This window comes from Proteus vulgaris (genome assembly GCF_011045815.1).
GTDB lineage: Bacteria > Pseudomonadota > Gammaproteobacteria > Enterobacterales > Enterobacteriaceae > Proteus > Proteus vulgaris_B.
This window is the reverse complement of record NZ_CP047344.1, coordinates 1,372,037-1,394,260: the sequence shown is the minus strand read 5'-3', so window position 1 is coordinate 1,394,260 and position 22,224 is coordinate 1,372,037. Positions and strand designations below refer to the sequence as shown.

16 protein-coding genes are annotated in these 22,224 nt (G+C 37.8%); 5 read left to right on the top strand and 11 right to left on the bottom strand.

Annotated features, from left to right (window positions below; genetic code table 11):
* Window positions 1–78: 78 nt before the first annotated feature.
* From GTH24_RS06310 to rlmKL, 6 genes are all read right to left on the bottom strand, one after another.
* Window positions 79–492, bottom strand: coding sequence for an ASCH domain-containing protein (locus GTH24_RS06310; protein ID WP_164526084.1), 414 nt, complete (start codon window positions 490–492; stop codon window positions 79–81).
* Between the two features lie 89 nt (window positions 493–581).
* Complete coding sequence (gene pqiC, locus GTH24_RS06305) at window positions 582–1,154, bottom strand: membrane integrity-associated transporter subunit PqiC (protein ID WP_164526083.1); 573 nt, start codon at window positions 1,152–1,154, stop codon at window positions 582–584.
* Window positions 1,154–2,806 (bottom strand): intermembrane transport protein PqiB, encoded by a 1,653-nt coding sequence (gene pqiB / locus GTH24_RS06300; RefSeq protein WP_072069650.1) that lies wholly within the window; start codon window positions 2,804–2,806, stop codon window positions 1,154–1,156. The genes pqiC and pqiB overlap by 1 nt, the downstream gene beginning before the upstream one ends.
* Complete coding sequence (gene pqiA, locus GTH24_RS06295; protein WP_072069651.1) at window positions 2,799–4,088, bottom strand: membrane integrity-associated transporter subunit PqiA; 1,290 nt, start codon at window positions 4,086–4,088, stop codon at window positions 2,799–2,801. The genes pqiB and pqiA overlap by 8 nt, the downstream gene beginning before the upstream one ends.
* Before the next feature lie 89 nt (window positions 4,089–4,177).
* On the bottom strand, window positions 4,178–6,109 hold the full coding sequence (locus tag GTH24_RS06290) for an ABC transporter ATP-binding protein (protein WP_164526082.1): 1,932 nt from the start codon (window positions 6,107–6,109) through the stop codon (window positions 4,178–4,180).
* Window positions 6,110–6,115: 6 nt separating this feature from the next.
* Window positions 6,116–8,230, bottom strand: a complete 2,115-nt coding sequence (rlmKL, locus tag GTH24_RS06285) for a bifunctional 23S rRNA (guanine(2069)-N(7))-methyltransferase RlmK/23S rRNA (guanine(2445)-N(2))-methyltransferase RlmL (protein WP_072069653.1) — start codon at window positions 8,228–8,230, stop codon at window positions 6,116–6,118.
* Between the two features lie 107 nt (window positions 8,231–8,337).
* On the opposite strand from rlmKL, the gene GTH24_RS06280 reads away from it, so the two are divergent.
* Window positions 8,338–9,462 carry a YcbX family protein gene (locus GTH24_RS06280; RefSeq protein WP_072069654.1) on the top strand — a complete coding sequence of 375 codons (1,125 nt, stop codon included), beginning with the start codon at window positions 8,338–8,340 and terminating at the stop codon, window positions 9,460–9,462.
* Window positions 9,463–9,732: 270 nt separating this feature from the next.
* On the opposite strand, the gene GTH24_RS06275 is transcribed toward GTH24_RS06280, so the two are convergent.
* The 3 genes from GTH24_RS06275 to pepN form a co-directional block, all read right to left on the bottom strand.
* Window positions 9,733–10,284, bottom strand: coding sequence for a cell division protein ZapC (locus GTH24_RS06275; protein WP_072069655.1), 552 nt, complete (start codon window positions 10,282–10,284; stop codon window positions 9,733–9,735).
* Between the two features lie 218 nt (window positions 10,285–10,502).
* Entirely contained in the window at window positions 10,503–11,513 is a 1,011-nt protein-coding gene (gene pyrD, locus GTH24_RS06270; RefSeq protein WP_036912193.1) for a quinone-dependent dihydroorotate dehydrogenase, read from the bottom strand.
* A gap of 204 nt (window positions 11,514–11,717) precedes the next feature.
* Complete coding sequence (pepN, locus tag GTH24_RS06265; protein ID WP_072069656.1) at window positions 11,718–14,333, bottom strand: aminopeptidase N; 2,616 nt, start codon at window positions 14,331–14,333, stop codon at window positions 11,718–11,720.
* 341 nt (window positions 14,334–14,674) lie between these two features.
* Here pepN and pncB point away from each other — a divergent pair, with 341 nt between their 5' ends.
* From pncB to GTH24_RS06245, 4 genes are all read left to right on the top strand, one after another.
* Window positions 14,675–15,889 (top strand): nicotinate phosphoribosyltransferase, encoded by a 1,215-nt coding sequence (pncB, locus tag GTH24_RS06260; RefSeq protein WP_072069657.1) that lies wholly within the window; start codon window positions 14,675–14,677, stop codon window positions 15,887–15,889.
* Window positions 15,890–16,146: 257 nt separating this feature from the next.
* A complete protein-coding gene (asnS, locus tag GTH24_RS06255) occupies window positions 16,147–17,547 on the top strand; it encodes an asparagine--tRNA ligase (protein WP_072069658.1) in 1,401 nt (466 codons plus the stop codon).
* Window positions 17,548–17,887: 340 nt separating this feature from the next.
* Window positions 17,888–19,000, top strand: a complete 1,113-nt coding sequence (locus tag GTH24_RS06250; protein ID WP_072069659.1) for a porin — start codon at window positions 17,888–17,890, stop codon at window positions 18,998–19,000.
* Window positions 19,001–19,415: 415 nt separating this feature from the next.
* On the top strand, window positions 19,416–20,606 hold the full coding sequence (locus tag GTH24_RS06245) for an amino acid aminotransferase (protein ID WP_072069660.1): 1,191 nt from the start codon (window positions 19,416–19,418) through the stop codon (window positions 20,604–20,606).
* A 155-nt stretch (window positions 20,607–20,761) separates the two neighbouring features.
* Here GTH24_RS06245 and GTH24_RS06240 read toward each other — a convergent pair whose 3' ends face one another.
* Window positions 20,762–21,412, bottom strand: a complete 651-nt coding sequence (locus GTH24_RS06240) for an MBL fold metallo-hydrolase (protein ID WP_072069661.1) — start codon at window positions 21,410–21,412, stop codon at window positions 20,762–20,764.
* Window positions 21,413–21,449: 37 nt separating this feature from the next.
* Window positions 21,450–21,998, bottom strand: coding sequence for a YcbK family protein (locus GTH24_RS06235; protein ID WP_072069662.1), 549 nt, complete (start codon window positions 21,996–21,998; stop codon window positions 21,450–21,452).
* Window positions 21,999–22,224: the final 226 nt, after the last annotated feature.

Here is a 22,224-nt window from a genome sequence, read left to right as displayed (position 1 = left end):
ATTTATTTATAGAAAAGCCTATTAGAATTACCTTATTGTTATTAAGGAATTAGTCATCTTAGAAAGTAAAATAAGTTATTAATACCTCTTACATACTTCTATTAATTCAATCTCTTCAAATACCAACTCCATATCTTCTGAGAAATGGCCTTCTCGAGTAAAAAAAGTTTTATGTCCGTCTTGCCAATATGCCAAACTTAAATCCCCTTCCCCTTCTTTATTAGCTTGTTCTTCTGTGACTTCATTAAAACGGATTAACTGCATAGAACGTGTGCGAATAACGCAAACTGGCTCATTTTGACTATTTAAAATAATGCTAAAACCACCAATAACAGGAATAGTACTGTCACTAAAAAAACCGCTTAATGAACTACATGTTGCCGTTTTTTTTCCTTCTACCACCAGTACTGCAAGTTCATCCGCTAACTGAGCATTGTCACCAAATGACCAGCTGATTGCAGAGGGATATTTCTTTTTAAGCATTTCTAACATATTGTTCCTTTTTTATAAACAAAACCCAATATTCAACTTAAATGCAATTTAAGAGAATATTGGGTTTAAATAAATGTATGCTAAGCCAGTTAATATTGAGTTTGAATTGTTGCCGCAATATCAGAAACAACCTGCTCCCAGCCTTGCCCTAATGTACGGACTAAAGCAGGATAACCATCTTCTGTTTGTATCAATACAAGAGAGAATGGCTGACTAATCACTTTGCTATTTTCAGTATAAATCCAATCACCAGAAATGATCACTTTCCCATCATAACGACCTTGAAAGTAATTAACTGTAACTGTTAATTTTGCCAAATTATCTTCAATCGGTTGGTTCGCAACAACAGTTCCAGGTAATGCTTTTGTTAAACCTGAAATGAGGTTCTGTTGTAATTGCTGATCAAGTGGATTTATCCATAAATGCTGATTTGCTACGGTATAGTTAATATCTGTTGTTTGATAAACAATACCAGCATTAACCAGCATATTGGACAAACGGATCGGCTGAACCCAAATTTGAGGCTTTTTCGCTGACTGTGTTGTCGTGACTTGAGTTGATACCCCTGTTTGGTAAATATCAGGTAACTGATAATAGGTTTTCTCAGTTTGGCTTGAACATGCCGTTAGCATCAAAACAAATATTCCAATGATATATCTCATTATTTTTCAGCCCTCTTTGGTTCTGGATCTTTACCTTCCTTCGCCTCAAAAATTAATGCATTACTTTTATTGTTTAATGTTTTCAATAAAGGCTGCATTTCTCTTAAAACCTGATCAAGCTGCTGCATATTATCGATCATTTTTCCATATGCCGGAGAGCCTGGTTGGAATCCTTGCATACTACGATTGATCTCTTTCAATGACTGTTGAATATCATTAGGAAGATTTCTAAATTCATCACTGCCAATCATGGCATTTAATGCTTTCAGTGTTTCTTTTGCCTCAGTTACTGCTTTTTGGCTTTCAGATAAAGTCGCTGTCATCTCTTTAAGCATCGGTTCAACCGGAAGATTGTTGATCTTATCAAGCGATGTCATCACTTTTTGCTGAATTTGCGCTAAACCTGAGCTAACAGTAGGGATTTGTTGAAAACCAGCAACCTCTTGAGGTCCTTTCCATTTTGTTTCATCTGGATAAAAATCAAGGTCAATATACAGAGCACCCGTTAAAAGATTTCCTGATTTTAATGAAGCTCTTAGACCATTATTAGAAGCTGAAGAGATCTCTTTAACGAAATCAAAACTTTCACCAACATCATTGGCAAAACGTTCTGGTTCAACATGGATAAGCACTGGAATACGAAAATCTTTATCAAGCGATTGTTGCATTCCTTTCGTGTAATAAGGCACTTGCACAACAGTCCCCATTCGAATTCCTCGGAATTCAACCGGTGCTCCAGCTTGTAACCCTCTTACTGAATCAGAGAAAAACATGATGTAACTGCGATAATCTGTATATAAGGAGTTTTGAATACTCTTTTCATTATCGTAGAGTTTGAATTCTGTTTTAGGTGCAATTTGTTCACCAGGTAACCAACCAGCCGGCACATCAAAACTCACGCCACCACTAAAGAGTGTAGAAAGTGATGCCATTTCAACACGCACACCCGATGAAGACATATCAAAAGCAATTCCTGAATCTTTCCAGAAACGAACATTGGATGTCACCATTTTGTCGTAAGGCGCTTTAATGAAGAGTTGATAATGCATGTCTCGGCTATCAATATTAAACTCACTGGTTTCTACAGAGCCAACTTGATAACCTCTGAATAAAACAGGATCTCCCGCATTTAACTGCCCAGCTCTTTCACTCACCAAGTTTATGCGAATACCTTTTGCATCAGGTGAAGCAAGAGGAGGTGCATCAAGAAGATTAAATTCACCTTTCTCTTTACCAGTTAAACCTGGTTGTAATTCAATATAGGCACCAGAAAGCAAGGTACCTAAACCAGTCACCCCTTCTTTACCTATTTGGGGTCTTACAACCCAAAAAGCGGTATCTGACCGCAATAGCTCATTCATACCTGTATCTAGGCGCGCATTAATAATAACACGACTAAAATTGCTATCGAGTGTAACACTTTCGACTAAACCAATATCAACACTACGACTTTTGATTTTTGTTTTACCCGCTTCAATGCCCTCAGCATTATAAGTAATTAAGGTAACTTCTGGACCTTGATGGCTGAAATGATAATAAAGTATCCATGCACCAATCAATAAGGTGACAAGCGGTATGATCCAAACTGGAGACCAGCTTTTTAGTTTGTTAATTTTTGCTTCTGTTAAAGCAGTTTCATTCTGTTCAGTCACCCTTAGGCTCCTTAATCATCGGTTTATCATCATCGGCTGTACATTTATCCCACGTCAACCGAGGATCAAACATCATTGCAGAGAACATCGTTAATACAACAACTACTGCAAATAGCACTACACCAAAATCTGGATAGATGCTCATCAGACGTCCCATTCTGACTAATGAAGCTAAAACAGCGATAACAAAGACGTCAATCATTGACCAACGCCCTACATATTCAACAACTTCATAGAGAAAATGCATTCTAGCAGGATCTCTTTTACCATTGGATTTGTGTGCATCCCAACACAGCCAAGCTATTGCTATCATTTTCAAACTTGGCACCATAATACTGGCAATAAATATCACCATCGCAACAGGATAAGAGCCATCTTCCCATAACAAAATCACCCCAGCCATAATCGTAGAGTAAAGATTATTACCTAGCGATTCGGTCACCATAATAGGCAATAAATTTGCAGGGATATAAAGAATAAGTGATGTAATCAACAGTGAGACTGTCCATTGCAAGCTTTTCGGTCTTCTTGCATGTCCTTTAACTTCACAACGACTACATTCGTATTGCGTAGCAGGTAAAATCGCAGTGCATGAACGGCATAATCTTACGCCTTGTTTTAATCCTGATTTACCTGATTTAATACTAGGATAATCAGGGCGTGGCTCTAATTTTTCCCATAGTGTATGTCTATCAAGGCACTGAAAGGCGCGGATTTGAAATAAACAATACAAAACATAAGGTAAAAAGCTTAACCCTAAACCAATATCACCATAAGCCATTAATTTTACAAAACTAACTAAAATTCCCGCGAGAAAAATTTCAGCCATACACCATGATTTAAGTTGGAATAAAATGCGAGATAACCAGATTTGTAATTTTCTAGGTAGTTTGATTGGTGTACACAGTAATAGAATTGCCACCATACAAAAAGCAGGCACAATTTGAACAAATAGTAAGAAAAAAGCCCCCAATTCAATGTAGTTTTCACTAAACATCACTCTTGGGATCTGCATCAATGTTACGTTATTAGCAATACCTGCAACTTCCATACTGACAAACGTAAACTGACTCGCCATCAGTAACATAAATAATGCACTGATTGCCAATGCTACTGGTTGATAAAAAGGCTGGCGCCAACGTGCCGTTAGCACTGTGTGACAACGAGGACATGTTGCTTTGGTTCCTTGCACTAATTCAGGAACACTGACCACCAGATCGCACTGAGGACATAATATTTGCTCATGCTTATGTTCATGACGATGTTGTTGACCAGAACACACAGTGACACCTCTTATTTTTTAATGATCAATAAAAGAATATTTAATCCAGAAAGTGAAACGGGGCAAATGCCCCGTTTTCGGCTGGCGATTTATTCACCGCTTTGCATCAGTTCTAACTCTTGCCATCGATCAAAAGCGGTTTCAAGCTCTTGTTCTTTATCCGCAAGTGTTTTCAAGACTTTTTCAGTTTCCTCATGGGGACGAGTAAAGAAGTCTGGAGCACTTACTTCTTCTTGTAACGCACTTAACTGTGTTTCTAAACTTTCTAGTTTAGCGGGCAGTTGTTCAAGTTCACGCGCTAAATGATAACTTAACTTATTGCCACTACGGGTGTTCTTTTTAGCGCTATCTTTAGTTTTAGCTTCTTTTTCAGCTTTTTCTGGTGCATTACGTGATTTATTTTGTTCACTTCTCAGTGAAACTGTTTGTGCTCTTTGTTGCTGAGCGTCGTAATAACCACCTACATAACTGTTAATAACGCCATCACCTTCAAAGATCCAACATTCCGTGACACTATTATCAACGAATTCACGGTCATGGCTAACCAGTAAAACAGTGCCTTGATACGCATCCACGAGTTCTTCTAATAACTCTAATGTTTCAACATCAAGATCATTGGTTGGTTCATCCAGAATAAGTAGATTGCTTGGTTTTAAAAACAAACGAGCCAGTAATAAACGATTTCTTTCACCACCTGAAAGTGCCCGAACCGGTGTCATTGCGCGCTTAGGTGGAAATAAAAAGTCTTGTAAATAACCTAATACATGACGAGGGCGGCCATTGACCATTACTTCTTGCTTACCTTCAGCAAGGTTATCCATCACAGTTTTATCTGGATCAAGAGTGGCACGATGCTGATCGAAATAAGCCACTTCAAGTTTAGTACCACAATGCACTCGGCCACTGTCAGCTTTTAAATCACCTAACATCAGTTTTAATAATGTGGTTTTACCGCAACCATTTGGCCCCACCAGCGCAATTTTATCGCCACGTTGTACTTTGGCAGAAAAATCGCGAACTAACTTGCGGGTTCCAATGCTATAATTAACATCTTCTAACTCGAATACGATTTTACCAGAACGAGTTGCTTCTTCGACTTGCATACGCGCACTGCCTAACACCTCTCGGCGTTCACTACGCTCAACACGCAATGCTTTTAGAGCACGTACACGACCTTCGTTACGAGTACGTCGTGCTTTAATCCCTTGTCGTATCCACGCTTCTTCTTGCGCTAATTTGCGATCAAACTCTGCATTTTGTTGCTCTTCAACACGTAATGCTTCTTCTTTGCTCTCAAGATATTTATCGTAATTTCCCGGCCATGAAGAGAGTTTACCTCGATCAAGATCGATAATACGGGTTGCCATATTTCGAATAAATGAACGGTCATGGGAAATAAATACGATGCTTCCTTGGAAATCTTTTAAGAATTTCTCAAGCCAAAGGATCGTTTCAATATCAAGGTGGTTTGTTGGTTCATCTAAAAATAACACTCTTGGTGCGCTAACTAATGCACGCCCTAATGCCGCTTTTCTCAACCAACCACCTGATAAAGAAGAAAGCTCAGCTTCACCATCTAAACCAAGTTTCTCTAGCACTTCTGCAATTCGGCTATCAAGTAACCATAAGTTACGACTATCGAGTACTTCTTGCAGCTCTGCCATTTTATTGAGATTTTTATCAGAAGGATCTGTTTCAATCAATTTAGAAATATGATGATAATCCGTTAGATATTTAGCATCTTCTTCAACACCTTCAGCAACAAAATCAAAGATAGTGCCTTCAATATCTCTTGGGGGATCTTGCTGTAAGCGAGCAGTCACAAGATCTTGCTCATAAACAACTTGACCATCATCTAAAGGTTGTTCTTTTGATAACACTCTTAATAGTGTTGATTTTCCGGCACCATTACGACCAACTAAACAAACGCGTTCATTTTCTTCAATAAATAAATCGGTGCTATCTAATAAAGGAGCATCACTGAAAGATAAATAAGCCCCTGTCAAACTAATTAATGGCATTGTAAATTATTCCTCACCAGCATGAGTTAACAGCCAGCAATTGTGGATTTGGCGGTTACGCGCAAAGTCTTGTGATAATGTTTTCTGTGTTATCTCTTTTGCGGATAATCCTATTTTTGCTAACTCTTCATGTTCCATTTTGAACCCACGTTTGTTATTTGAGAACATGATCGTGCCACCTTTTCTCAACAAACGTTTTAGATGTTTCATCAATTCAATATGATCACGTTGAACATCAAAGGTATTTTCCATACGCTTTGAGTTAGAAAACGTAGGTGGATCGATAAAAATCACATCAAATTGTTCATTGCTTTGCATTAACCATTGTAAACAATCAGCCTGCATTAAACGATGTTGTCTACCTGATAGGCCATTTGCTTGGAAGTTTTTCTCCGCCCATTCAAGATAAGTGCGTGACATATCAACTGTCGTTGTACTTTTTGCACCACCAATTCCAGCGTGTACAGATGCAGTACCGGTATAAGCAAAGAGGTTTAAGAAATCTTTTCCTTTGCTCATTTCACCCAACATTTTTCGTGCAATACGGTGATCTAAAAACAGTCCTGTATCGAGGTAATCCGTAAGATTTACCCAAAATTTTGCACCAAACTCATTAACTAAAAAGAAATCACCCTTCTCTGCCATTTTTTCATACTGTAATTTACCTTTTTGGCGTTGACGGGTTTTTAAAATCAGTTGATCAGAACGTAATGCTAATACTTCCATCGTAGCGCTAATAACATCAAACAAACGTTGGCGTGCTTTATGTTCATTAATTGTTTTAGGTGGTGCATATTCTTGAATAACGACTTTTTCACCATAACGATCTACGGCAACATTATATTCAGGTAAATCAGCATCGTATAAGCGATAGCATTCAATTTGCTGTTGTTTTGCCCATTTCGTGAGTTTTTTCTCATTTTTACGCAAACGGTTTGCAAAATCTTCAGCAAGCCCAGTGTTAATTGTTGATGGGGTATCAGAAAGTAAATAGTTTTTCTGTACGCAATCAAGAGGGCCATTTTTTGCTTTGAACTCGCGTTCTGCACGTAATTGAATACAACTCAATAACTCAGGTGATGCACTAAATAATGATAATCGCCAACCTGGGAAGTGTGCCTTTATAGCTCTTCCTAATTGACTATGCAGTGCAATTAGTGCTGGCTCACTTTCTAAACGCTCACCATAAGGCGGGTTACTGATAATTGTTCCTTTTATTTCTGCTGATACAGGATTAGTCAGTTTTGCCGCATCACCATGAGCAAACGTAATTAAATCAGCAACATCCGCTCTGCGCGCATTAGCTCTTGCCATATCCAACACACGTTTATCAACATCAAAACCATAAAAACGGGCAGTTGTATTCTTTTTACCTTCACGAAAGCGAGCAAAAGCCTCATGAGTGACTTCTTTCCATAATGCTTCATCATGGCCTAACCAATGACGAAAGCCCCAATGAACTCGATTTAATGCTGGAGCGCAGTCTGTTGCCATCATGGCAGCTTCAATTAATAATGTTCCTGAGCCACACATTGGATCAATTAATGGTGTATCAGTTTTCCAACCAGAACGCATAATGATCGCAGCCGCTAAATTTTCTTTTAAAGGTGCTTGCCCGGTTAAATCACGATAACCTCGTTGATGTAAGCCATCACCACTTAAGTCTAAAGAGAGTGATGCTTTTTCTTTATGAAGATGGATCGTTAAGCGGATATCAGGAGATTGTTTAGCCACATCAGGACGTTGCCCTATTTTGCGTTGAAATGAGTCAACGATGGCATCTTTTGCTTTTAATGCACCATATTGGCTATTACGAATAATGTCATTAGTACCATTAAAATGGATAGCAAAGGTCTGATTAACAGTAAAAATCTCACTCCAATCAATTGCCTGCACACCAAGATATAAGTCTAGATCACTATACACATTGAATTCATTTAACGGCAACATAATACGTGACGCTAAACGACTCCAAAGCAAAGACTGATACATGGTTTTATCATCAGCACGAAAATAAACACCGCCTTGTGTTATCTGGCAAGCCTGAGCACCAAGGTGTTCAAGTTCAGATTTTAATAGTTCTTCCAGACCTCGGCCTGTGCTGGCAAACAGAGAGCGCATAGTATTGTTACCACCTAAAATAAAATTGTTGGGCATTATAGCTAATTGTATTACGTTGTCATAAAGTTACTGGCTATAAAAAATAATAATGTCTTTTGGGAGCACCGATGATCAACGTTTCACGCCTTTATATACACCCAGTTAAATCAATGAAGGGAATTCGCCTTTCTCATGCATTTGCTCGTGAGAGCGGATTCACGTTTGATCGCGATTTTATGATAACTACCCCTGAAGGGACTTTTATCACGGCACGAAAATTTCCCGTTTTGCTGTGTTTTATTCCCACTGTCATGGCAAATGGTATTTATATTCAAGCACCTGATGGTGAGGCTATAGCTATCACTTATCAAGATTTTGAGACCACATTGCAACCGACAGAAGTTTGGGGCAACCATTTTACCGCGTATGTGGCTCCAGATGAAATAAATCAGTGGTTCAGTCGTTATTTAAATATGGATGTTCAACTTCGTTGGACTGGCGAAAAATCGACGCGCCGAGTGAAGAAAAATCCGGAAACCTCTGTTTCTTTTGCTGATGGTTACCCTTACTTATTAATTAATGAAGCCTCATTTCAATACTTACAACAGCGTTGCCCCGCTTCAATTAATATTGAGCAATTTCGAGGTAATATCCTCATAACAGGTGCAAAGCCTTTTGAAGAAGATACTTGGCAGACTATTCGTGTTGGTTCTGTTGTGATGGATCTGATGAAACCTTGTAGCCGTTGCATTATGACTACAATTAGTATTGATAAAGGCGTTAAACATCCTAACACAGAACCACTTGCAACACTGCAAACATTCCGTAGTGATGAAACAGGTGATGTCGATTTTGGTCAAAATGTCATCATTCGCCAAACTGGCATTATTCGTGTGGGAGATACTGTTGAGGTATTAGCTTATAAAAAAGCAAAACAGTATCTTGTAACAGCTCCTATTGAAACACAATTAACACCTATTGTTGAAAACACACAAGAACAGGCTGTCAGTATTGAATTTAATGGTGAAGTTTTTGAAGGCAATAATCAAGAAGTGCTATTAGAGCAACTTGAGAATAATGGCTATACCATCCCTTATAGTTGTCGAGCTGGTCTTTGTGGCTCTTGTCTAATTCAATTAGATGAAGGTGATGTTAACGCATTAAAAGCAGGAGCCATTAAACGTGCAGGTAAAATTTTAGCGTGCAGTTGCATACCTAAAAGTAATGTAAAACTTTCATTTAACAAAAAATAACACTTATCTTTATCACAAATTAAAAGAAGGTAATTTGTCCTTATCTTCTTTTTTATTTTAAATAAAACAGTTTATTTAATAAGAATTATCTTATTAAGACCTGAGTAATAAATTATCAATGAACTCACTTTATTTGTTTCTAGACGTGTATTGTAAGAAAAGAAGAATAATAGAGATTTGGTTTTAGGAAGTGTTGTTTAAGGTAAATTTTTTTGGGATGTTAAATTAATGAGTAATAATAAAAAGAGTAAGTCCTTTTTACTCTTTTTGTTAAATAACTTTTTCGTACAAAAATGATCCTGACTCCGATTCTTTATGGTAATTGCTTAACCTGTCATTCATAATTTTTATTGGGTCACAAAAATTAAGTGTTCTATCGAATAACGTTAATTGAGGTTGCGCTAATAAGCATAAACAAGCTTGAGTACCTACTTCTGCCACTAAAAAAAGGGCTGTTTCATTACCTTCTTTTAATGAAGCCCCTACCACTTGCGATAAATAAGGGTTGGTTGGATTATTGTTAACTTCAAAATACCAACTCTTAGGCATCAGCGGTTTTAAAAAGCGATGGGCTATTAATGCATTTAAAGCTAATTCAGCTCTTGATTCTGACGGCATATCAATCTGGCGGATCTGCTCATCATATCCATAATAAAGAGCTGCGTCATCGACGGTAAAAGATGCTGATTGGCAAGCACTCTCACTTAGCATTTTGCTTGGAAAGCGAGAACGAAAAACCATGCCATTGGCTAAATCAAGCATTAATCTTTGTTGCTCAACATCAAAATACCAACGCCAGCGATCATCGGGTTTTATTATCACTAATTAATCCCCCTTCGATTCATTACCTGTTTTATACTCTGACAAATAATCAAAATTAAATGACATAAATAAAATATTTAATATCACCTAACAAAAACAGGATTCATTTTACTATTAATTAAGCACAATCAGTGCAATTTAATAAAAAATAACCAACTAGGGGCAATATAAACGAGTTAAGGGCAGAAGAAAAGCCCTTAACTCATTATTAAATGCATTTATATGTGATTAATTATGGATTTGATAAGTGCAGGACCTTGATAAATGAATCCTGAATAGACTTGAATAAGAGAAGCACCGGCATCCATTTTTTCTCTGGCTGCTGTTAATGAATCAATTCCACCTACACCAATAATAGGTAATGCGCCTTTTAATTCTTCATTTAATTGGCGAATTATTTGTGTGCTTTTTGATTGAACAGGACGACCACTTAATCCCCCAGCTTCATTACAATGATCTAATCCACTGACTAATGACTTATCTAATGTGGTATTTGTCGCAATAACACCATCAATATGATGACGCACTAAGCTATCTGCAACTTGAATTAATTCTTCATGTGTTAAATCAGGTGCAATTTTGACGGCAACAGGAACATATTTTTGATATTTTCCTTGCAACTCTAATTGTTTATTTTTAATTGCAGATAACAAATCGTCTAATGCTTCGCCATATTGCAGTGTACGCAAGCCTGGAGTATTTGGGGATGAAATATTAATCGCGATATAACCAGCATGTGCATAAACTTTTTCCATGCAAATCAGATAATCGTCTTTGCCTTGCTCTACAGGAGTATCTTTATTTTTACCAATATTAATACCTAGCACACCGCCATAACGAGATTGTTTTACATTTTCAATAAGATTATCAACACCGAGATTATTAAATCCCATACGGTTAATTAACCCTTCAGCTTCCACTAACCGAAACAAACGCGGTTTATCATTTCCCACTTGAGGGCGTGGTGTCACTGTGCCGACTTCAATAAAACCAAATCCCATAGCACCAAGGGCATCGATACAATCACCGTTCTTATCAAGACCAGCAGCAAGACCAAGTGGATTTTTAAATGAGAGTCCCATACAGGAAACAGGTTTTGAAGGAAGTGATTGCTGAATAAGAAATTGAAATGGGGAATGAGATAAACGTTTTAACTGACGGAAGGTAAAATCATGGGCACGTTCAGGATCTAGCCGAAACAATGCCTTCCTTACTAAGGAATAATACATACGATCTCCATTGAGAATATCGGGTATTAGGAATGATATGTCTACGACGATTTAAGCGTCGTGCATAATATAGATAAAAACATGAAAAGTAAACGCTCTTATTTCACAATTCACCATAAAAAATCCCCAGACTATGCTGGGGATCTGATTATCATGCTAATTTTTCGCTACTTATTCACTTATAAAGTGATATTAAGCGCGATATTAATCAGCTAACGCTTTGGTAATTTTCTCATAGAGATCACCTGATAAATTCTCAAGTGCTTTCAGTTTTAATAACTCTGCACGCATTTTTTCTTGACGTGTTGCATCATAGCGTTTTAAACGAATAAAAGGTTCAATAAGGCGTGAAGCGACTTGTGGGTTACGGCTATTTAAGTCAGTCAGAATTTCAGTCAATAATAAGTAACCGGAACCATCTTCAGCATGGAAAGCGACTGGGTTATTATTTACAAATGCGCCAATTAATGCACGAGTACGGTTAGGGTTTGCTAGTGTAAATGAGCGATGAGATAACAAACTACGTACTTTTTGTAACACATCTTTTGCTGGGCTCATAGCTTGCAAGCTAAACCATTTATCCATCACTAATCCATCTTGATGCCATTTATCATCGAACTCTTGTAATAGCGTATCTTTACAAGGTAACTGCGCCATTACAGCAGCATGAAGTGCTGCAAGAGCATCAGTCATGTTATCGCTGTTGTGATATTGTGCATCAACAAGTTTGTTACCTGTTTGCTCATTTTCAACCGCTAAATAACCTAAGCAAACATTACGTAAATCACGTTTTGCAATATCTTCATGATTAACACGATAAGCGTCAATATGCATAGAATGGTAAACAGCAGAGAATTCATCTGCCATTTCAGTTGCAAGTGTTTTACGAATAAAACCAAGCACCTCATGAATAGCTATTGGATCGATAATGCTAAATGACTCACCCGCTTCAACGTCCGTTGGTAATGTCAGAATAAGTGCTGCTAATGCAGGATCGATATCTTTATCCAGCAATACTGCACGGAAAGCATCAATTACCATTTCAGGAAGAATGCAGTTTTCACCCTTTTGAACTCGAGTAACATTTTCTTTTATATAGCGCCCCAACAATGATTGTGCCGCATCCCAACGAGAAAATGCATTACGAGCATATTTCATTAAAAAGGATAATTGTTCATCCGTAAATGGATAATCAAGTTTTACAGGTGCAGAAAACTCACGTAATAAAGAGGGGATTGGCTGTTCTGGAACGTCATCAAATACAAATTGTTGTTCTTCACGGACGACATTTAATACATTAGAAATCGCCTGGCCTTGTGAACGCAGAGGGATCACATTGCCTTTATGATCATACAATTCAATATCTAATGGAATATGTAGTGCTTGTTTTTCTGCTTGATCAGCTGTTGGTGGTGTCATTTGACTAACAGTTAAGGTGTATTGCTTTTTATTCACATCATAGCTGTCACGTACTGTCAGTTGTGGTGTACCTGATTGACTATACCAACGACGGAATAAAGTAAGATCAACATTAGAAGCATCTTCCATCGCTTGAATAAAATCGTCACAGGTTGCAGCACTACCATCGTGACGATGAATATACATTTGAATACCCGCTTGGAATTTCTCTTCACCTAATAAGGTATGGATCATTCTGATCACTTCTGAACCTTTTTCATATACTGTTAAAGTATAGAAGTTGTTCATTTCGATCACACTATCAGGACGAATTGGATGTGCCATTGGGCTTGCATCTTCTGCGAACTGAGCAGTACGCATTACTCGTACATTATTGATACGGTTAACGGAGCGAGAGCCTAAATCTGAACTGAATTCTTGGTCACGGAAAACCGTTAAGCCTTCTTTTAGGCTTAATTGGAACCAATCGCGACAAGTAATGCGGTTACCTGTCCAGTTATGGAAATATTCATGACCAATAACAGACTCAATGCCTAAGTAATCTTTGTCAGTTGCCGTTTCACTTTTCGCTAGTACATATTTAGAGTTAAAGACATTCAGCCCTTTATTCTCCATTGCACCCATATTAAAGAAATCAACAGCAACTATCATATAGATATCAAGATCGTATTCTAAATTAAAGCGAGATTGATCCCATGCCATCGCATTTTTTAATGATGTCATTGCCCAATCTGCACGATCTAAATTACCTTTATCAACAAAAAGCTCTAAAGCAACTTCACGACCGCTTTTGGTGATAAAAATATCTCGTAGTACATCAAAATCACCTGCAACAACCGCAAATAAATAACTTGGTTTTGGATGTGGATCTTCCCATGTTACCCAATGACGTCCATCTTCAAGTTCACCTTGTGCGATGCGGTTACCATTAGATAATAAATAAGGATACTGTTTTTTATCTGCGGTGATTGTCGTGGTGTAACGAGCTAGCACATCAGGTCTATCTAAATAATAAGTAATATGACGGAAACCTTCAGCTTCGCATTGTGTACACAATGCATCACCTGACACATACAGCCCTTCTAATGCTGTATTGGCTGATGGATTAATTTCATTGATAATTTTTAATGTAAATTGCTCTGGTAATTGTTCAATGATGAGTTTGCCGTTTTCTTCTTTATAGTGTGTCCAAGCAACATCATTAACTGAAATTGATTTTAATGTTAAATCTTCACCATCTAATACTAATGCTGTCGCATTTGAGTTTAGACGTTTACATTGGCTGATTGCTGTAACCTGAGTGTTTTCTTTATCTAAGATAAAATCAAGATGTAAATCGGTGATTGTGTAGTCAGGGGCACGATAATCTTTGCGAAATTTCGCGATTCTTTGTTGTGTCATAGAAAAAAACCTTTTAGTTAACACGACTATTTAACGGTTATATTGCCAAAGCTTACTCGTCAAAAATCTGTTTAGCCAGTCGAATATTCAATTGAAAACATTAAAAGTCAACAGAATGTTAATAGTTTATTAATACATGTAATCAATTTATTTGGTAAATGATGCTAATATACTCCCAAATTATGTTTAACGTGGTAAACTCATCTAAGTTTTACAGCTTGTTTTTATGTTGCAGAGAAATATTGTTGAATAGTGACGCTTTGTCGCCATATTCGGGTATACTCTCCAACCTTAACGATTTAGCAGACATAAAAACGCTCCGTGAGGATGCTTGACGCGCTATGATTTTAGACGCTACACCGATTATTACATCACTGTTGGATACCGATGCATACAAGCTCCACATGCAGCAAGCGGTTTACCATCATTATAGTGATATTCCTGTCGTTGCTGAGTTCCGTTGTCGGAGTGATGAACGTCTAGGTGAATATGCAACAACCTTACGCCATCAAGTTAATATGATGGCAGACTTGTCATTAACGAATGAAGAATTTGACTATCTTCAGAGTCTCCCTTTTTTCAAAAATGACTATCTGCAATGGTTTAAGCATTTTCGTTTTAAACCAGAACAAGTCCATATTTCAACCACACCTGAAAACCAACTTGCCATTAAAATCACAGGCCCTTGGCGTGAAGTTATTTTATGGGAAGTACCTTTGTTGGCTTTAGTGAGTGAAATTGTACATCGTGCTCGTTCACCTCAAATCACACCAGATGACGCAGTTAATCAATTACGTAAACTAATTGATATTTTCTACCGTGATGCCGCTGAACAGCAGATTGACTTAGCCGATTTTAAATTAATGGATTTTGGTACTCGTCGCCGTTTTTCTTATGATGTGCAGTGCGCCATTGTGGATGAGCTGAAAAATCATTTCCCTTATCTTATTGGTACAAGTAACTATCATTTTGCAGAACGCATGCAATTAGCCCCTGTGGGTACACAAGCTCATGAGTGGTTTCAGGCACATCAGCAAATTAGCCCAGAGCTGGCCAATAGTCAGCGCGCAGCTTTACAATCTTGGTTAGATGAATACCCCGATCAATTAGGTATTGCATTAACAGACTGTATTACGATGGATGCTTTTTTGCGTGATTTTGATAAGGCCTTTGCAGAGAGCTATCAAGGTTTACGTCACGACTCTGGTGATCCTATTGAATGGGGTGAAAAAGCGATTGCGCATTATGAGAAACTGGGTATCGACCCAATGAGTAAAGTATTAGTCTTTTCTGATAGCCTCGATTTTCAAAAGGCATTAGTACTTTATAAGCATTTCCATAAACGTATTCGTTTAATCTTTGGTATTGGTACTCGACTCACCTGTAACATTCCAGAGATAACACCACTTAATATTGTCATTAAGCTGGTGGAGTGTAATGGTAAGCCAGTTGCTAAATTATCAGATAGTCCAGGCAAAACGATTTGCGAAGACGACGATTTTGTTGACAAGCTACGCAAAGCCTTTGATGTTCCACTTGTCAAACAAGCCTGTTAATTAGCTAAAAATCTTCATTAATGAAAGAAAGGGTAATAATTACCCTTTCTTTTGTCATAACTCCTACTTTTATCAATATTTCTCCTATTTTTGCCAATTTATTTTATACAAAAGCTTTTCTCTTCTTTATTGACTCTTTAAACTAAAATTTCCTACTTGTTTCCTGCGCTATTGCAAGTAACATAGAAAAACTGTCCGACAGGGGCAGAGTGAATTAACCAAACAATTATTTTAATTAAACGAAGAGAGATTTATTTATGATCGTTGCGCCTGTAGTCGACGTACTGCAAGGCCGTATCGCGGTTGGCGAAGACGTCACCGTTCGCGGTTGGGTACGTACAAGAAGAGATTCAAAAGCTGGTATCTCATTTCTTACCGTCTATGACGGTTCCTGCTTTAATCCAGTACAGGCCATCATTAATAATAATTTACCGAATTATCAAGATGAAGTGCTGCACTTAACCACAGGTTGTTCTGTGGAAGTCACCGGTAAAATTGTTGAATCTCCGGGCCAGGGACAGAACTTTGAAATTCACGCCACCAATGTTGTTGTGGTAGGAATGGTCGATGATCCGGAAACTTATCCGATGGCCGCCAAACGTCATAGTATTGAGTACCTGCGTGAAGTTGCTCACCTTCGTCCTCGCACTAACTTAATTGGTGCAGTTGCTCGTGTTCGCCACACATTAGCACAAGCACTACATCGTTTCTTCGATGAACAAGGTTTCTTCTGGGTTTCGACGCCACTAATTACAGCGGCTGATACAGAAGGTGCTGGTGAAATGTTCCGTGTCTCTACACTTGATATGAACAATCTGCCACGTACAGATAAAGGCGAAGTTGATTTCAGTGAAGACTTTTTTGGCCGTGAAGCGTTTTTAACCGTATCAGGTCAATTAAATGGTGAGACTTATGCCTCTGCATTAAGCAAAGTGTATACTTTCGGCCCAACATTCCGTGCTGAAAACTCAAATACCAGTCGTCACCTTGCTGAATTCTGGATGGTTGAGCCTGAAGTGGCATTTGCTGATCTTAACGATATCGCAGCACTTGCTGAAAAAATGCTGAAATACACCTTTGCAGCCGTATTAGCAGAGCGTAAAGATGATATGGAATTCTTTGCACAACGTGTCGATAAAGACGCTATCACACGCTTAGAGAATTTTATCACCTCTGATTTTGCTCAAATTGATTATACCGATGCAGTTACTGTGCTTGAAAACTGTGGTGAGAAATTTGAAAACCCAGTTTATTGGGGTGTTGACCTCTCTTCTGAGCATGAGCGTTATCTTGCAGAGAAACACTTTAAAGCACCTGTTGTTGTGAAAAACTACCCGAAAGATATCAAAGCATTCTATATGCGTATGAACGAAGACGGTAAAACCGTTGCAGCAATGGATGTATTAGCACCAGGAATTGGTGAGATCATTGGTGGTTCTCAGCGTGAAGAGCGTTTAGATATGTTTGATAAACGTTTAGAAGAAATGGGAATGAATAAAGAAGACTACTGGTGGTATCGCGACCTACGTCGTTATGGCACAGTACCTCATTCAGGTTTCGGTTTAGGTTTTGAACGTTTAGTTGCTTATGTGACCGGTGTCGCAAACGTTCGTGAAGTTATTCCGTTCCCACGCACACCAAGAAATGCAGATTTTTAATTTAGTGATTAATTAGTATTCAGTTAAAATTTTGCAGTGCTGTTTTATTGTACAGATTTAGCTTAAGTAAAGAAGCCAACCGCAAGGTTGGCTTTTTTTATGCATGGCTGTTATTTGATTCAAAAGTTCCCCGAAATACATACTTTGAAATACATAGTTACAATTTGTTACACTTTTTTCGTTTTTGTAGCAAATTGGGGGTAGATAAAATTTTTTACCAATGGAACACTGTCACCCGACACAGACGACACTTAACTCTCATAAATAGTTCCATAAAAATTAAGAAACTATTTCTGGCAGTGGCAAAGGTGTCTGAATAACACCAATGAGGGTAATAATAATGATGAAGCGCAATCTTCTTGCAGTGGTAATCCCAGCTTTAATGTTTGCTGGTGCAGCAAACGCAGCTGAAATGTATAACAAAGACGGCAACAAAGTAGACATCTACGGTAAAGTTGACGTTCGTCATTACTTCGCAGATTCTGATTCTAAGAGTGATCACGAAAGCGGTGACGCTTCTCGTGCACGTATCGGTTTCAAAGGCGAAACTCAAATCAATAAAGATTTAGTTGGTTTCGGTCGTTTTGAGTATGAAATCAAAACTAACACTACTGAAAGCGAAAACTCATCTAAAACTCGTTTTGCTTACGCTGGTTTTAAATTTGCTGACTACGGTTCATTAGACTATGGTCGTAACTACGGTGTAATTTACGACACCAACGCATGGACAGACGTTCTGCCTTTATGGGGCGGTGACTCAATGTCTCAGTCTGACGTTTACATGACTGGCCGTACTACTGGTGTTTTAACTTATCGTAACACTGATATGTTCGGTTACGTTGATGGCCTGAACTTTGCTCTGCAATATCAAGGCAAAAACAACGAAAACACTAACAACAGCAGCAAACGTGTTGACACAGCTAAAGCGAATGGCGACGGTTTCGGTTTCTCTACAGCTTATAACTTAGGCTGGGGCGTAACACTGGGTGGTGGTTACTCTAACTCTGCTCGTACTAACTGGCAGGAACACCACAGTGCTGCTACTGGTAAAAATGCAGAAGCATGGAACTTCGGTGGTAAATTCGCAGCTAACAACGTTTACTTAGCAGCTATGTACGGTGAAAGCCGTAACATGAACTACTACGGTTCAGATGCTCTGATCGCTAACAAAACTCAAAACATCGAGTTAACTGCACAGTATGACTTCGTTGACTTAGGTCTGAAACCATCTTTAGGTTATGTTCAATCTAAAGGTAAAGACTTAGGTACTGCTCAAGGCAACGATCAAGATTTAGTTAAATATATCTCTGTAGGTTCTTTCTACAAATTTAACAAAAACATGACTGCAGTTGTTGATTATAAAATCAACCTGTTAGATGAAAATGACTTCACTAAAACTTACGGCGTTGCAACTGATAACGTAGTTGGTTTAGGTCTGACTTATCAGTTCTAATTACCCTTATAGGTAATTAAACAGTCAAGTTAATTGATTTGAAAAGCAACACTTCGGTGTTGCTTTTTTATTTATACAATTTAACCATCACTCTCCACCCTCCCTACTTACTTATTTTGTACCTAAACCAACCACACTCAACTGGCTTATTGAATACAATAACTTCCCTTACTTCTCTTTTTTTAAAATCATAAAAGTTTATCATACTAAACAATTATGACTTTTCAGTGATTATTTTTACATGTTAATGTAATCACAGGATATTCACTTATTTACATCTTGATTTGCTATTTATTCTCACTTAGTTCACAACTTCTTGTTAATTTCTCTACAAACAGTTGGCAAAAAGTCCTCATAGCGTTACTCTTGATACTCATATTTCGGCTTCGTTTTGAGCTTAGGGAACAATTACACTATGTTTGAGAAAATCATTGCTGCACCAGCCGATCCTATTCTGGGTTTAGCTGATAGTTTCCGTTCTGATCCTCGTGAAAACAAAATTAATTTAGGGATTGGTGTTTACAAGGATGAAACAGGCAAAACCCCTGTTTTAACCACTGTTAAAAAAGCAGAAAAATACCTGTTAGAAAACGAAACCACTAAAAATTACCTTCCTATTAGCGGTATTCCTGAATTTGGCAATGTGACCCAAGCACTTTTGTTTGGTGAACAACACCCTATCATCACTGAAAAACGCGCACGCACAGCACAAGCCCCCGGTGGTACAGGAGCTTTACGTATTGCTGCAGATTTTATTGCTCAGCAAACTACTGCAAAACGCGTCTGGATAAGTAATCCAACTTGGCCTAACCATAATAATATTTTCCAAACTGCAGGTCTTGAGATCTGTAATTATGATTATTATGATGCAGAAAATCGTGGGTTAGATTTTGACGGTATGCTGGCTAGTCTTGCAAATGCTCAAGCTGGTGATGTTGTCTTATTCCATGGTTGCTGCCATAACCCAAGTGGTATTGATCCAACAGAAGAACAATGGCGCCAACTAGCGACACTATCCGCAGAAAAAGGCTGGTTACCTGTTTTTGACTTTGCATACCAAGGTTTTGCTCGTGGTCTTGAAGAAGATGCACAAGGCTTACGCCTCTTTGCAGAAAAAAATCCTGAGCTTATTGTTGCAAGTTCATATTCTAAAAACTTCGGCCTTTACAATGAACGTGTAGGTGCATGCACCATTGTCACCAAAGACAGCGACACTGCTGAAAAAGCCTTTAGCCAAGCAAAAGCAATTATTCGTGCCAACTACTCAAACCCACCAGCACACGGTGCTTCAGTAGTAACAACTATTCTTTCTAACCCAGAGTTAAAAGAAGAATGGATTGAAGAGCTAACAACTATGCGCGAACGTATTCAGCGTATGCGCCAACTGTTAGTGACGACACTGCAAGAAAAAGGCGCTAAGCAAGACTTTAGCTTTATTATTGACCAAAATGGGATGTTCTCATTTAGTGGTTTAAATAAAGAACAAGTTGAGCGTTTACGCGCTGAATACGGTATTTATATTGTAGGATCAGGCCGTATTAATGTAGCTGGTTTAACCCTTGAAAATATGGTTCCACTATGTGAAGCCATTGTTGCTGTACTTTAATTGCCATCTAAAGTGTAATTAAGATAAATGCCACGTTATTTAATAATGTGGCATTTATATTTAGAATCAAAGAAATATAAATCTCATTTTTTACTGATAAAAAAGCGCTTTATAATAAAGCGCTTTCATATTTATTCACTTATATCAGCACACTATTACCAAATTGGCATTTCATCTTGTAAAAACGGATTGTATTGGCGCTCATGGCCTAAGTTAGACATAGGGCCATGTCCCGGAATAAACAGATAATCATCACCTAAAGGTAAGACTTTATTTTTGATTGATGCAATAAGATCAGCATGGTTTCCGCGTGGAAAATCGGTACGACCAATACTTTCTTTAAATAACACATCACCCATTGAAATAAGTTTATTCTGGTGATTAACAAAAATAATATGTCCTGGTGTATGACCAGGGCAATGTAAAACAGATAACGAAATTGTTTTACCTATTGTCACGGTATCACCCTCATTTAACCAACTATCTGGTGTAAATGATTTTCCACAAGGAAAATTAAACATACGACACTGTTGTTCTAATTCTTCAAGTAAAAAACTATCATCTTTATGAGGCCCATAAACAGGAACATTGAAATGTTCAACAATTTGAGAGGTGCCTGCAATATGATCAAAGTGTCCGTGAGTTAATAATACTTTGGTTAATGTTAATTGGCGGGCTTCGATTTCCGCAATAAGCGTTTCGACATCTCCACCAGGATCAACAATTGCCGCTTCCTTCGTTTCATCACACCAAATAAGGGTGCAATTTTGCATATAGTTTGTCACAGGTACAATGTGATACATCATGAATCACTCCACTCTCTATTAACTAATTTTCAATAGATTACCATGAGCGAACTGGTCCTGTATCAATATGCACAAAATTACTTCTTGGATAATATCCAACACCACCCGCTTTCATTCTTAATGCAACTTGGCGCACTTTAGAAAGATCAGTGCCAACCAAACGAAAGTCCATTGCTTGTCCACGCGTATGATAGCTCTTTTTTGCTACTCCACTACTACTATTACGTAGATTATTATTCGTCACTAAAGAGCGATAACCTGAAATAAGTTCAACAGGTTTATTGTTATTCAGCATCACTTGCAATAAGTAGATTTGATCAAACAGGGCGGGATCGATCGTTTTAATTTTATTTTGTCGGTAATCTCTAAATAGATGGTTTAGCTTAGCTAGCTCATGTTTATTATAACGTTTACCATCAAAAAACTCGGCTTTAATAGTTTCACCTGTATTTAAATTATTAAAGCGAAGGATTTTTGGACGAGGTGTAGCTAACGAAGCAAAAGCATGAGAAGGCAATAAACCTAACCCCACTGCCGCCATACCCAACCCCAGCCACTTACGGCGGTGTGAATCAATAATATCCATAGTATATGCACTCAAAAAATTATTTCAGGAGGAAGAACCTTTATTATGACAATATTTTTCCCGAATTGTTTCTTATGGTTTGTATAGTATTGTAAATAACACTTCATTTTTATTTATAAGAATTTCAAATATTATTAATTTAGTTATTTATACTAAAGACTCTTTTTATCATTCTATTTTTAATAGAAATTTTAAAAATATTTTGTAATTTATTATTCTTTTGATT